This window comes from Parabacteroides sp. B2-S-102, from assembly GCF_023656665.1.
Classification (GTDB): Bacteria; Bacteroidota; Bacteroidia; order Bacteroidales; family Tannerellaceae; genus Parabacteroides; species Parabacteroides distasonis.
In genome coordinates this window covers 16,187-29,545 of record NZ_JAMOKM010000016.1, presented here as the reverse complement: position 1 = coordinate 29,545, position 13,359 = coordinate 16,187, and the positions used below count along the sequence as shown (strand labels likewise).

At 43.8% G+C, this 13,359-nt stretch carries 15 protein-coding genes and 2 pseudogenes; 15 read left to right on the top strand and 2 right to left on the bottom strand.

The genetic code is table 11. The features are described 5' to 3' along the window. Window positions 1-149: 149 nt before the first annotated feature. Entirely contained in the window at window positions 150-323 is a 174-nt protein-coding gene (locus tag NBH07_RS22765; protein WP_005859435.1) for a hypothetical protein, read from the bottom strand. Here NBH07_RS22765 and NBH07_RS17205 point away from each other — a divergent pair. The 5 genes and pseudogenes from NBH07_RS17205 to NBH07_RS17185 form a co-directional block, all read left to right on the top strand. Then, a pseudogene (locus tag NBH07_RS17205) lies at window positions 321-512 on the top strand (site-specific integrase); the annotation flags it as partial. The gene NBH07_RS22765 and the pseudogene NBH07_RS17205 overlap by 3 nt on opposite strands. Window positions 513-593: 81 nt before the next feature. Further along, window positions 594-1,211 (top strand): FAD:protein FMN transferase, encoded by a 618-nt coding sequence (locus NBH07_RS17200; protein WP_005825771.1) that lies wholly within the window; start codon window positions 594-596, stop codon window positions 1,209-1,211. 101 nt (window positions 1,212-1,312) lie between these two features. Continuing rightward, on the top strand, window positions 1,313-1,549 hold the full coding sequence (locus tag NBH07_RS22760) for a hypothetical protein (protein WP_010185707.1): 237 nt from the start codon (window positions 1,313-1,315) through the stop codon (window positions 1,547-1,549). 310 nt (window positions 1,550-1,859) lie between these two features. Continuing rightward, entirely contained in the window at window positions 1,860-2,165 is a 306-nt protein-coding gene (locus tag NBH07_RS17190) for a hypothetical protein (RefSeq protein WP_005859437.1), read from the top strand. Between the two features lie 190 nt (window positions 2,166-2,355). Further along, window positions 2,356-3,809: pseudogene (locus tag NBH07_RS17185) on the top strand (IS1182 family transposase). A gap of 141 nt (window positions 3,810-3,950) precedes the next feature. Here NBH07_RS17185 and NBH07_RS17180 read toward each other — a convergent pair. Beyond that, window positions 3,951-4,226 (bottom strand): hypothetical protein, encoded by a 276-nt coding sequence (locus NBH07_RS17180; protein WP_151881457.1) that lies wholly within the window; start codon window positions 4,224-4,226, stop codon window positions 3,951-3,953. Window positions 4,227-5,014: 788 nt separating this feature from the next. Between NBH07_RS17180 and NBH07_RS22665 the strand changes: the two genes are divergently transcribed. From NBH07_RS22665 to NBH07_RS17135, 10 genes are all read left to right on the top strand, one after another. Continuing rightward, the gene (locus NBH07_RS22665; protein ID WP_005654431.1) at window positions 5,015-5,224 is read left to right on the top strand and encodes a hypothetical protein; all 210 of its coding nucleotides are present in this window, start codon (window positions 5,015-5,017) and stop codon (window positions 5,222-5,224) included. Window positions 5,225-5,384: 160 nt separating this feature from the next. Further along, window positions 5,385-5,837 (top strand): ferritin-like domain-containing protein, encoded by a 453-nt coding sequence (locus NBH07_RS17175; protein WP_008777875.1) that lies wholly within the window; start codon window positions 5,385-5,387, stop codon window positions 5,835-5,837. A 102-nt stretch (window positions 5,838-5,939) separates the two neighbouring features. Beyond that, on the top strand, window positions 5,940-6,587 hold the full coding sequence (locus NBH07_RS17170; protein ID WP_005851956.1) for a MarC family protein: 648 nt from the start codon (window positions 5,940-5,942) through the stop codon (window positions 6,585-6,587). Between the two features lie 50 nt (window positions 6,588-6,637). Beyond that, window positions 6,638-7,120 (top strand): ferritin, encoded by a 483-nt coding sequence (locus NBH07_RS17165; protein ID WP_005859444.1) that lies wholly within the window; start codon window positions 6,638-6,640, stop codon window positions 7,118-7,120. 28 nt (window positions 7,121-7,148) lie between these two features. Beyond that, window positions 7,149-8,198, top strand: coding sequence for a class I fructose-bisphosphate aldolase (locus NBH07_RS17160; RefSeq protein WP_005825795.1), 1,050 nt, complete (start codon window positions 7,149-7,151; stop codon window positions 8,196-8,198). 13 nt (window positions 8,199-8,211) lie between these two features. Then, window positions 8,212-8,961, top strand: coding sequence for a 2,3-diphosphoglycerate-dependent phosphoglycerate mutase (gene gpmA / locus NBH07_RS17155; protein WP_005825796.1), 750 nt, complete (start codon window positions 8,212-8,214; stop codon window positions 8,959-8,961). Between the two features lie 75 nt (window positions 8,962-9,036). Then, the gene (locus NBH07_RS17150; RefSeq protein ID WP_005825798.1) at window positions 9,037-9,465 is read left to right on the top strand and encodes an Hsp20/alpha crystallin family protein; all 429 of its coding nucleotides are present in this window, start codon (window positions 9,037-9,039) and stop codon (window positions 9,463-9,465) included. A gap of 101 nt (window positions 9,466-9,566) precedes the next feature. Further along, entirely contained in the window at window positions 9,567-10,064 is a 498-nt protein-coding gene (locus NBH07_RS17145; protein WP_005825799.1) for an RNA polymerase sigma factor, read from the top strand. A 22-nt stretch (window positions 10,065-10,086) separates the two neighbouring features. Beyond that, entirely contained in the window at window positions 10,087-11,073 is a 987-nt protein-coding gene (gene pfkA, locus NBH07_RS17140; protein WP_005825800.1) for a 6-phosphofructokinase, read from the top strand. A gap of 13 nt (window positions 11,074-11,086) precedes the next feature. Further along, window positions 11,087-13,333 (top strand): cation:proton antiporter domain-containing protein, encoded by a 2,247-nt coding sequence (locus NBH07_RS17135; RefSeq protein WP_005825801.1) that lies wholly within the window; start codon window positions 11,087-11,089, stop codon window positions 13,331-13,333. The last annotated feature ends 26 nt before the right edge of the window (window positions 13,334-13,359 follow it).

Genomic DNA, 13,359 nt, shown 5'->3' with positions numbered 1-13,359 from the left:
GTGTCCCTGGCATAAGACTGTCCTGCCGGGTTACGGGTATGGAAGTGTTCCTCTTCCCCTTTGTCTGGCGGTTGCATCTCAAAGGTTCATCCCGGGCAAGGCAGCCGGTAACACAAGCAGGGCGGTCCGTCGGAGTCCACGTAATAATTTCACATTTTCTGTGTTTCTTTCTGTAAGGCTTCCTTCAGCGTCTGCTTGTCCAGTGTTTTCTGTTTCGACATGAGCAGCTGCAGGGCGCAGCGGCGCACCACGTTGGTTATGGAAGGAAAGGTAAAAATAATAAAAGAATTGATTCGCTTCAATAAAAATCCAGTTTTTTTCATATCGGACATTATACCTTTGTTGTTTCGGGTATATTAAAAGGCGTGCCATAAGAAACTTTACAAAAGTATTAGGACACAAAATCAATCTTTTCTATGCAGATATATGCTGAACTGATTAACCCAAAGGTCGGAGAAGATACGGACAAAATTTTCGATAAGATTAGTTTCATATATCGCTTAGCTAATTAGAAATGTATTCTACATAGAGATACACTTGGCACAAAAAACATCGTAAGATATATAACTTGATGCAATCCTTTCCGCACAGCCATGCAAGCGTCGGAACAAACAGGCGGGATATTTGACGTAACTTGTGCACCGCTTATCAACCTGTGGGGATTTGGCTTTACAAAGTTTGACAGCATCACTCCGCAACTCGTAGACAGTATCCGCCACTTTGTAGGCTTCCGAAAAGTGCGTTTACAGGGCAACCGTGTGATGAAAGACGATCCCCGCATCCTGCTCAATTTCTCGGTGCTCGGCGGCGGTACTATCTGTAACATAATCGCGTGTTTGTTCGACCGCAAAGGCATATCGAACTATATGATAGACATCGGCGGCGAAATGATAGCGAAAGGAAAGAACCCGCAAGGGTGGAATTGGTGCATTGGCATTGTCAGACCGAAGGATGACAGTACCGGAACAAACTCCGAGCTTGAACAAATTGTGCAACTGTCGGAACGGCTGGGACTCGCAACTTCCGGCAACTACCGTAATTTCTATCTGAAAGATGGAAGGAAATACGCTCATGCCATCAATCCGATAACAGGATATCCGGTTCAAAAGGATATATTGAGTGCTACAATTATTGCCCATCAGTGCATGCTTGCTGATGCCTATGCAACGGCCTTTATGACGTTGGGGAGCCGCAAAGCCCGTCAGTTGTAGAAAGAGCATCCGGAAATTGACAATTTCATTATCTATACGGACAGTTGCGGAAACTACCGGACAGAGTACTCGCCGCGAATGAAAAGGTATCTGGCAGATTAATGTTTTCTATATTCCTGCGGAGTAGAGCCGGTGAACCGTTTAAAGAATTGGGTGAAGAACGCCGTATTTTCAAATCCCAGCGAATGGGCCATCTCCTTTACGAACATATACGCAATTACTTCGGCGTGAAAGTGACAAAGGGAGTCGCTTTCCAGTTTATGGTGAACAACCTGTTGAGCAAGGAGTGCGGCTATCGTTCGATAACATTCATGGTGAAATTGGATATTACTTTTTAACAGTAGAAGGATAATAACCAGGAGCCGTAATGGAGAGATTACTTTCGTTACGACTCCTTTCGCATGCCGTCTGCATGATTTTAACGTCTCAACTCTCTTATTCACAGTCGTTAGACCATGTGTAGCCATGTGTATCGCATTCCACATCATTGTAGAAAAAATGCCCATCAGACATTTGCATTATGCAATATGAATAATTCATAAGGGTCTGTTTTACAGCAATATGATAAATATCCATTTATTTGGCACGGTGATTGTCTATTCTTTAGCGTAAGACGATAAGATGTTTAACAATTTAATAATTAGCATTATGAAAAAGGTATTGTTTGCAGTAGCACTGGTAATGGGATTAGGTAGTTCAGTAGCATTCGCTAACAACATGGCATCAGATGTTGAAATCGTTGCAATGGTGAACGAGTTTAAACCGATTGATATAAAGGAACTCCCGCAGGCAGTTCAGGACGCCATCAAGAAAGACTATGCTGAATCCACCATTAAGGAAGCAGCCGTAGAAGTGGCAGAAGATGGCGTAAAGACTTATAAAGTAACTTTGGTTGATGCCGTCGGAACCGAAAGCGTTGTGTTTTTCAACGAAAAAGGTGAAATGCTGAAATAATTCTGAATGGTTATTTAGGATAACAGTTACATTTGCACATAAAATAAACAAGGCTGTCTCAAATAAACTTTGGGATGGCCTTTTTTGTGTCTGCAAAAAATCGGGTAAGCCCTAACTTCGCTCAGCCAGAACTTGCCCATCTCCCTAATTTTTTGTATCTTAGGGCATCAAGTAAGATATCCCAAAGATAATGTTTAAAAGTTACACATCCAACGATAATCTGCTTTTACCTCCATGTTTAGGCGATTTTATTCCCCGGAACGATCCGGTCCGGGTTGTTCACCGCATCATTGAACAGATAAACCTTGAAGCACTTTACCGTAAGTATTCCCCTAAAGGCTGTTCTGCGTACCACCCACGCATGATGCTTCAGATTCTTGTCTATGCATTTGCGTAATATCTATTCCAGCCGTCGCATAGAAGAGTTCTGTCGTAATGACATACGCTTCATGTGGCTTACCGGCAATGTAACTCCTGACCATAATACCATCAACCGTTTCCGCAGCAGCCGGCTAAAGGATGTGCTGAAGACGATATTTGCAACCATTGTAAAGTTTCTCGTGGCGGAAGGTTTTGTAAGTCTGGATGTGGCCTGTACTGACGGGACGAAGATGGAGGTGAACGCCAACCGTTATACGTTCGTCTGGGGGGCAAATCTATACATACCCGCATATCCAGAATCGCGGAACAGCTTGAGGAGATATGGCAATACGCCGAGTCCCTCACCAAGCAGGAACTGCGTGATTCCGCTCCGGTTGCCTATCAGGATATCACCCCGGAGAAAGTGGAAAAGGCACTCGGGCAGATAGATGATGCCCTGAATGGAGTGGATGCTGACAAGAAGATGAAAGCGAAGGTAAGACGTGTAAGGAAGTCATGGCCTGAACAGCTCAAGAAATATGAATCGCAGGGAAAGATACTTGACGGACGTAACAGCTACTCAAAGACAGACAATGATGCTACTTTCATGCGCATGAAAGATGACCATATGAAGAACAGACAACTCAAACCCGGATACAATCCCCAGTTCAGTACCAATAAACAGTTCATTCTGAACTATACCATCCATCAGTGTTGGGCGATACCTCCACCTATCCTCTGCATATGGATGATTTCCATTCCCTCTACGGCAGATACCCTGACGTGTCTGTCTGTGATGCCGGATACGGAAGTGAAGAGAACTATCTGTATGCTTTCAGACATGGCATTGAAACCTTTATAAAGTACAATTATTTTCATAACGAAGAAACCGACGGCATGTATTGTCCTACGGGACAGAGAATGGAAAGACTCTCCGATGCAAGGCGGGTAACAAACAACGGTTTTGTGCAGACCATATCAAGATACAAGGCACGTAACTATAAGGGCTGCCCGTTAAGATGCCGGTGCTACAGAAGCCGCTCGGAAAGGATTGTACAGGTAAATCACCGTCTGAGGAAAATCAAGGAAAGAGAACGTGAAAAGCTACTCTCTGATGAAGGTCTGAAATATCGCAGTCAGCGACCACAGGATGTGGAAGCCGTATTTGGAAACCTCAAGAACAACAAGCACTTCAAGAGGTTCCATCTTCGTGGATTTAAGAAGGTTGAAATTGAGTTCGCCCTGCTAGCCATAGCATATAATCTTGCAAAAGTAGCCTCTTAGGAGGCTTATGGCAACGAAAAAGCAGTTTGAAAGGATGAAATCTTCAAAAGTAAGTTTGTAAACACCTCTTTTGAGACAGCCTCTCCTTTTTTAGTAAATTTGTATCTGTCTAATTTTTAAGCCCCTATATCCATACTCAATCTAACCAAACATCGCATGAAGTGGTACTGCTTCATCCAAATGCAACTGATAGGCACGTTCGTACATTATTTTGTGCTTGATTGTATCGTTATATCCATTGCAGCCATTATCTGTAGTCCATTTGTATCCATGACCCATTACAGACAGGCGTTGTTCAGTATGACTTATTTTTCCTCCCTGGTGTTTTTTATGGAGTATGCATTGTGCATTTTGCGGCACCGGCCAAATATCCGGATAGAGGCATAAACCGTGCACGATGGAAATATATTTTTTCATTCTACGGTTTGTGGACTCCGTGACCATTTTCCCTTATATGTTAACCTATATGTATTGGGATACGAATATTGTCCATGCCATTATCCTCCTTTACATTTTTATTATTGTCAAATAGATAAGATACTCACGGAAGAGTGGGTTATGGCCTATACTGCCTGCGGCATCATGGTCTGTTTTTCTGCTTGTACTATATAGAGCTTAATGTACAGCTTGAGGATTTCAAAAAAATTGTGACGGGCTTTGGCAGGCAGTAATTCTAAGACTTTTAATGAAGAAAAATTAAGCCACCCCTTAAAAAAGGAGATATTTCCTTTGAAAGAATTCATTTCTTTTATTACATTTGTATTAGTCTTTTAAAAATAGAAGATTTATAGTAAAGCGTTAAGGCATTATCCAAGTTCAGGAAATCCCCAATTTCGAAACAACAATTGGATAATACATTGGACGCTCCACGTACTATTTATATAGATTTTTGTTATATATAGGCGTGGGGCTTTGTGTATTATATGTTGTTGAGTATGGGGATACTTCTGAACGGTAATACCAAAGTTCCCACGCTTAACTTTATATAAACACAATCCCAGGGAACAGGGTTGGCTTATTATAAACATTATGAAAGCAACTTGTTTTAAAAGCGAGACAACTGTCTCCAACGACTTCCCCCCCTTCGTTTGTTACTGTCTTTTGTGGAATATTCTATCCTTTCATTTCCATCCTGTCTCTTTCGGGACATACCGTTCATTATCATACAAATTACATGCCAAGACACTTTTCTGCCTTCTCCTTCTATGGTACTAGATAATAGTAACTCCCCCTGTCACACAGAGGAAGAACTTTGGTTGCAGGTACTTTCTCTATCAAGAGAGTTGCAGGACTGTAAAGCTAGTCTGCACCATAATACTTTGGACTGTATTTCCGATAAGATTGAAGGAATAGAAAGAGAACTGGATATCTTATTGGATATTCTGCAAGGAAGACAAGACAAAAAGACACCATAGCACTATTTTTTGTGACAATTTGTCTATGCGGATAAGTATCCTATTATTTAAGCCTCGTTTAAGAATTCCGTTTTATGGGTTACCCACAATCGAATGGAATTTTTATATACAGGGAATAACACATAATATTAGTAATGGATTTTCAATATTCAGAGTGATAATGGATAAACGAATAGAAAACGCCATGAATGAGTTGATCAATACAGAAATATGGTCAACCGGTTTATACCTGTCATTGCAGGTCTATTTTGAAGATGAACGGCTTCCAATACTTAGCTCCTGGCTAAACTCCCAAGCACAGGACAATATGAACAAGGTTTATCAGATGATGAATCGGATATGCCATGATGGAGGATGTGTTGCAATCAATGAAATGAAACGGGATACACATGAATGGACAACGCCATTGAATGCCCTGAATGAATTGCTTGAACACGAGCAGTACATATCATGTCAGGTAAACACATTTCTCATATTATGCCGGAATGTGAACATGTCCTTCCATTCTTTCATCAGCGGGCTGTATGCAGACCGTATATATGTAAGTACGGTATTTATGGAATTATTACGTATCCTCGCCAAGGAAAACGAACGGAGACTACCTTATTTTTGACGGTATGGATTTAAGATTGATATTCTGCAAAATTTAATATTGCAGAATGCTATCTGGTATGTTTTTTGCGATATAATAATCGACAATAAAATATATGTCATCATGGATATATTTGTATATATAACATTGTGTTTCACTTCGCTATTCACCTTGATGGACCCGCTTGGAGTGATGCCGGTATTCCTGCAAATGACTGATGGAATGGATACGAAAGAACGCAGATGTATCGCCTTGAAAGCATGTACCATTGCATTTATCATATTAGTCCTTTTTACATTATCGGGCAGGTTCCTGTTTCATTTTTTCGGCATCTCAACAGACGGATTCCGGATTGTGGGAGGTATCATCATCTTTAAAATCGGATATGATATGTTGCAGGCACATTTCACCCATGTGAAACTGAATGAAACTGAACGAAAAGAATATTCCAAAGATATAACCATCACACCTCTTGCCATTCCGATGTTATGCGGTCCGGGAGCGATTTCCAGTGGAATAACATTGATGGAAGATGCTTCGGAATATACTTTCAAAATAGTATTGCTTGGCGTAATCGCTTTGGTCTGCATTCTTTCATTCTTTATTCTGTGCGCGTCCACCCAGCTTTTAAAAATCTTGGGAGAGACGGGAAACAATGTAATGATGAGACTGATGGGACTTATTCTGATGGTGATCGCCGTGGAATGTTTTATCAGCGGGATACGTCCGGTATTAATTGAAATTTTGAAACAAGCCCATGCTTGTTCTTAAAGAAGAGAGATAATTTGGATTTATTATTAACATTAAAAGTTTGATTCGTCATGACTGAAAAATTGCAAAATGCCCTGAATGAGCAAATCACAGCAGAATTATGGTCTGCCAACCTGTATTTATCGATGTCTTTTTATCTGGAAAGAGAGGGCTTTTCCGGAATGGCTCGCTGGATGCAGAAACAATCTGCAGAAGAGATCGGGCATGCATATGCCATTGCTGAGTACATGATTAAGCGTGAGGCAACCCCGAAAGTGGACAAGGTCGATGTGGTTCCACAAGGTTGGGGTAACCCTGTTGAAGTATTCGAACATGCTTTGGAGCATGAAAAACATGTTTCCAAACTGATTGATGAATTGGTACAGGTAGCATCCGAAGAGAAAGACAATGCCACTCAGAACTTCTTGTGGCAATTTGTTCGTGAGCAGGTAGAAGAAGAAGCGAATGTACTCAATATTGTTAGTCGGCTAAGGAAAGCCGGAGACAGTGCTATCCTTTTTATGGATGCAAAACTGGGTGAACGGGAGTCATAAACCAGAATAATCAATAAAAATAAATAAGATGAAAATAGTAGATTTATTGGGAGGACAGGCTGAGTACTACCTGAACCATACATGTAAGACGATAGACAAACAACTTATCCATATTCCGGGACCGGATATGATAGATAAGGTATGGATGAATTCCGACAGGAATATACGCACCTTGGAGAGCCTACAAGCCCTGTACGGGCACGGGCGTTTGGCCAATACCGGGTATGTCTCCATCCTGCCGGTGGATCAGGGGATAGAACATTCTGCAGGAGCGTCTTTCGCCCCCAATCCGCTTTATTTCGATCCCGAAAACATCATAAAGCTGGCCATTGAAGGAGGATGCAACGCCGTGGCATCCACATTCGGAGTTCTGGGAGCTGTGGCACGTAAGTACGCCCATAAGATTCCTTTCATCGTGAAGTTGAACCATAACGAGCTGTTGACTTATCCGAACAGCTACGACCAGGTAATGTTCGGTACGGTAAAAGAGGCATGGAACATGGGTGCTGTAGCTGTCGGCGCTACCATTTATTTCGGTTCGGAACAAAGCCGCCGCCAGATAGTAGAAGTGTCACAGGCTTTTGAATATGCCCACGAACTGGGAATGGCTACTATTTTATGGTGCTATTTGAGAAACAGCAGCTTCAAAAAGGATGAAACCGACTATCATGCCGCTGCCGATTTAACAGGACAAGCCAACCATATCGGGGTTACCATCAAAGCCGATATCGTGAAGCAGAAGCTCCCATCCAATAACGGCGGTTTCAAGGCTATCGGATTCGGAAAGACAAACGAGCGTATGTATTCGGAACTGACCACTGACCATCCGATAGACCTTTGTCGTTATCAGGTGGCGAATGGCTATATGGGACGTGTCGGATTGATCAACTCGGGCGGGGAATCCCATGGGGAATCCGACCTGCATGATGCCGTCGTAACGGCAGTAGTAAACAAGCGTGCAGGTGGTATGGGGCTGATCAGCGGTCGTAAGGCTTTCCAGAAACCGATGAAAGACGGAGTTCAACTTCTGAACACCATTCAGGACGTATATCTGGATTCTTCAATAACCATTGCATAAAGGAGAAGTATCCATGAAAAGAATAGTGTTATTACGTCATGGCGAAAGCCTATGGAACAAAGAAAACCGTTTTACCGGATGGACGGACGTGGATTTAAGCGAGAAAGGAGTCGAAGAAGCCTGCAAGGCAGGCGATGCATTACGGGAGGCCGGATTTTCTTTTGAGGCAGCTTACACTTCTTACTTGAAACGTGCCGTAAAAACGTTGAACTGTGTCCTGGACCGGCTGGATGAAGACTGGATTCCGGTTGAAAAGACCTGGCGGCTGAACGAGAAGCATTACGGCATGCTTCAAGGACTGAATAAGAGTGAGACGACGGTCCAATATGGTGAAGAACAAGTACACATCTGGCGAAGAAGCTATGACGTGGCTCCCGCTCCGGTAGGCAAAGATGATCCCCGTAATCCGGGCATGGATATCCGCTATGCCGGTGTGCCAGATAGGGAACTTCCCCGTACGGAATCCCTGAAAGATGCTATTGGGCGTGTCATGCCTTACTGGGAATGCATCATCTTTCCCGCATTGATGTATAAGGACAGCCTGCTGGTAGTCGCCCATGGCAACAGCCTGCGCGGAATCATCAAGCATCTCAAAGGGATTTCCGATACGGATATTTCCAACCTGAACCTGCCTACGGCGGTTCCTTATGTCTTTGAATTTGACGACAGACTGGTTCTTGTCAAGGACTACTACCTTGGAAACCCGGAAGAGATACGGAAACGGACAAAGGCTGTAGCCGAACAAGGTATGATCAGACGATAAAAGTCAGTCAATCAGACTGGATTGTATTGTCTTTTTGAATATTTTATTTATTAACAATTAAAAAAGGAGGTAAAAATGGTACCTGTAAAAACAAACTCAAACTGGTTGCCGAGTATTTTTAACGATTTCTTCGAGAATGAGTGGCTGGCAAAAACGGGAGTTACGGCTCCTGCCATCAATGTCATTGAGAATGACAAGGACTACAAGGTTGAAATGGCGGCTCCCGGAATGACAAAGGATGATTTCAAGGTGAATGTTGACGAGAACAACAACCTGACAATCTGCATGGAAAAGAAAGAAGAGAAGAAGGAGGAGAAGAAAGACAAGAAGTATCTCCGCCGCGAATTCTCATATTCCAAGTTCCAGCAGACCATCCTGCTGCCTGAAAATGTGGAGAAGGATAAGATCTCCGCAAAAGTCGAACACGGGATTCTGTCCATTGAAATCCCGAAAATGAAGGAGGAAGAAAAACAAAAAACGTTCAAGGCTATCGAGGTTAAATAATTCCAGATCTGGAATGTCGTAAGGTCGGACAGGCTTTTCTTGTTCGGAAAAGCCGTCCGACCTTTAACAGACACTTCCGGAACAGGGAACCGGCACAACCGATGAAGGAATTCAATTTTGAAAAAGAACTACTTGGCGTACAGGACGAACTGTTCCGTTTTGCGTACAAACTGACAGCTAACAGGGAGAAGGCGGAAGACCTGTTGCAGGATACCCTGCTCAAGGCAATGCTTCACAAAGAAAGTTACAACAAGAACACGAATTTCAAAGGGTGGCTGTTTATCATCATGCGCAACACGTTTATCAACGGTTACCGGGCGGAGGTCGGTCATACCCGCCTGTACATATCCTCCGATCCTGCATATTATTCGCGGATCATGGACGAGTCCCGTACAGAGGAGGTGGACAAGAACTATGACCTGGAAAAGATACGTAATGCCATCAAAAGTGTACCGGAGTCACATTTCATACCTTTTGAGATGTACCTGTCAGGATTCAAATACCGTGAGATAGCGGAAAGAACCGGCGTGAGTTTGGGAACTATAAAGAGCCGTATTTTTCACTGCCGGAAAAAACTGAAAGCTATATTGGCAGAATGAAACAAAACAAGAACTGAGATAGATGAAAAAAGATGAATATATAGGAATTCTGACTTCCGGAGGGGACGCTTCCGGAATGAACGCGGCTATCCGTGCCGTGACCCGCGCCGCTATTTTTAACGGATTTAAAGTGAAAGGAATTTATAGAGGTTACGAGGGGCTGATTGCCGGTGAAGTGAAAGAACTCACTACGGAAGACGTAAGCAGCATTATCCAGAGGGGAGGTACCATACTGAAAACAGCCCGCTCCGAGACTTTCATCACTCCCGAAGGACGCAAGAAAGCTTATGAGATCATACAGAAAGAGAACATCAATGCATTGATAATTATCGGTGGAGACGGTTCCCTGACGGGAGCCCGGATCTTTGCGGAGGAGTATGATGTGACGTGCATAGGATTGCCCGGCACCATTGACAATGATCTGTACGGCACCGATTTTACCATAGGATATGATACGGCCCTGAACACCATCGTGGAGTGTGTGGACAAAATCCGGGATACGGCCACCTCGCACGACCGCATTTTCTTTGTCGAGGTGATGGGGCGTGATGCGGGCTTCCTGGCACAAAACAGCGCAATAGCTTCCGGTGCTGAAGCGGCCATCATTCCGGAAGACCGGACGGACGTGGACCAGTTGGAAACATTCATCGGACGTGGATTCAGAAAGACGAAAAACAGCAGCATCGTAATTGTGACCGAAAGTCCTGAAAACAAGAATGGAGGTGCCATGTATTACGCCGACCGGGTAAAGAAGGAATATCCCGGATATGATGTCAGGGTTTCTATCCTGGGCCATCTGCAACGGGGTGGCGCTCCGAGTGCCAATGACCGCATACTGGCAAGCCGGCTGGGTGAAGCCGCAATCCAGGCCTTAATGGAAGGCCAGCGAAATGTTATGATAGGCATACGGAACAACGAGATTGTTTATGTTCCTTTTGTCCAGGCAATCAAAAAGGACAAGCCTATTGACAAAAGCCTGATCCGGGTCCTTAACGAATTATCGATCTAAAATAACCGTTAATATGTCAGAAGTTGCTCCTTTAATATCGGATCTTGCCATAATTCTGATTATTGCCGGTATTGTAACCGTCATTTTCAAGTGGCTGAAGCAACCGGTCATATTGGGCTACATTGTAGCCGGTATTATGGCGGGTCCTTCCGTTTCCCTGGTCCCGACTGTTTCCGATCCTGCCAATATCAAAATATGGGCGGACATCGGTGTCATTTTTCTGCTGTTCGCGATGGGACTGGACTTTTCGTTCAAGAAATTGATAAATGTGGGCATTACGGCTATCGTTGCCACTGTCACTATTGTATGTGGCATGATGTTCATAGGCTATACAGCGGGGAATGCAATGGGGTTCTCCCACATGAGCAGTATTTTTCTGGGTGGAATGTTGTCCATGTCGTCCACGGCCATCGTATTCAAGGCCTTCAATGACATGGGACTTCTCCAACAGAAATTCACCGGCATTGTCTTGGGGATTCTTGTCATCGAAGATCTGGTGGCGGTAGTGATGATGGTTATTCTTTCCACGTTGGCGGTAGGCAAACATTTTGAAGGGAAGGAGATGCTGGAAAGTATATTGAAGCTGGCCGCTTTCCTGATTTTCTGGTCGGCATTGGGTATCTATCTGATACCTACCCTGCTGAAGAAGATACGCCGTTTCACCAGCAACGAGATTTTATTGATAACCTCTCTGGGACTTTGCCTGGGAATGGTGATGATTGCGACAAAAGCGGGATTTTCTGCCGCATTGGGAGCCTTTGTCATGGGGTCCCTGCTGGCAGAGACCGTTGAAGCGGAAAAAATCGCACATATCGTACAGCCGGTAAAAGACCTGTTCGCTTCCATATTTTTCGTGTCGGTGGGAATGATGATCGATCCTGCCATGATGTGGGAATATGCCGTCCCTATTCTTATCCTGACATTGCTGGTACTGTCCGGTCAGGTCCTGTTCGGGAGCTTTGGTGTCCTGCTTTCCGGCCAGCCGTTGAAAATTGCCATACAGTCCGGCTTTTCACTGACACAGGTCGGTGAGTTCGCATTCATCATCGCATCTTTAGGCGTCAGTCTGAATGTCACGGACAAGTATCTCTATCCGGTCATAGTGGCCGTATCTGTCATAACGACTTTTCTTACCCCCTATATGATACGGCTTTCGGAACCGGCATACCGGTTTATAGACATCCACATGCCTGGATTCCTGAAAGATTATCTCGTACACTATACGTCCGGGGCAATGACTGTAAAACACCAGGGCACTTGGCATAAACTGATCCGGTCTATGCTGGTGTCTGTCACACTCTATCTGGTCGTATGCGTTTTTTTCATCACTTTATATTTTTCCTATGTGCATCCTTTGATTAGGAAAAGTCTGCCGGGAATGGAAGGGAACTTGTTGGGCTTCATCATCATCTTTCTTGTCATATCCCCGTTTCTATGGGCCATCATCATGAAAAAGAACAATTCAGCCGAGTTCCGTAAACTCTGGACGGACAACAAGTTCAACAGAGGGCCTTTGGTATCAATCGTACTTGTCAAAATACTGATTTGCACGATTATCATGATGAGTATCATTACCCATCTTTTCAATGTTGCCTTGGGAGCCGGGCTGGTAGTTTCTTCCCTTATCATTGCCGTCATTTATTTCTCCAAGCGGATCAAGAAACGGTCGCTGACTATAGAGAGACAATTTATGGCAAACTTTCAAGGGACGGATGGGAATGGACTTTCTACAGAAAGTGATACAGGCTCCACCCTTGGCAGCAATATCCCGTTCAAGGAATTACATTTGGCGGATTTCACAGTATCCCCTGATTCCATATATGTGGGCAGAACATTAAAAGAAAGCAGCCTGCGCACCTTGTTTCAGATAAATGTGATTTCAATCACCCGTGGAGAAAAACGCCTGGATATACCACAAGGGGAAGAGCATCTCTATCCATATGACAAGGTTACGGTCGTAGGTACGGACCGGCAGTTGGAAAGCTTCCGGACATCCATGGAGCAAAAGAAGGTAGAAAGGAACGGGAACGGAACATCCTCGCAGGATGAGATGGAAATAGGGCAATTTCCTGTCGAAGGAGGTTCACCATTGATCGGAAAGACGATCCGGGAGGCAGACATATCGGATAGCATCATTATCGGAATAGAGAGAAGTACCGTGAATATTATGAATCCAGACCCTGATACAATTTTCAAGGAGAATGATACGGTATGGATTGTCGGTAAACGAAAAATAATAAAAGGATTGAATAAAGATTAGAACTTATTTAATTTAATATAAAATGT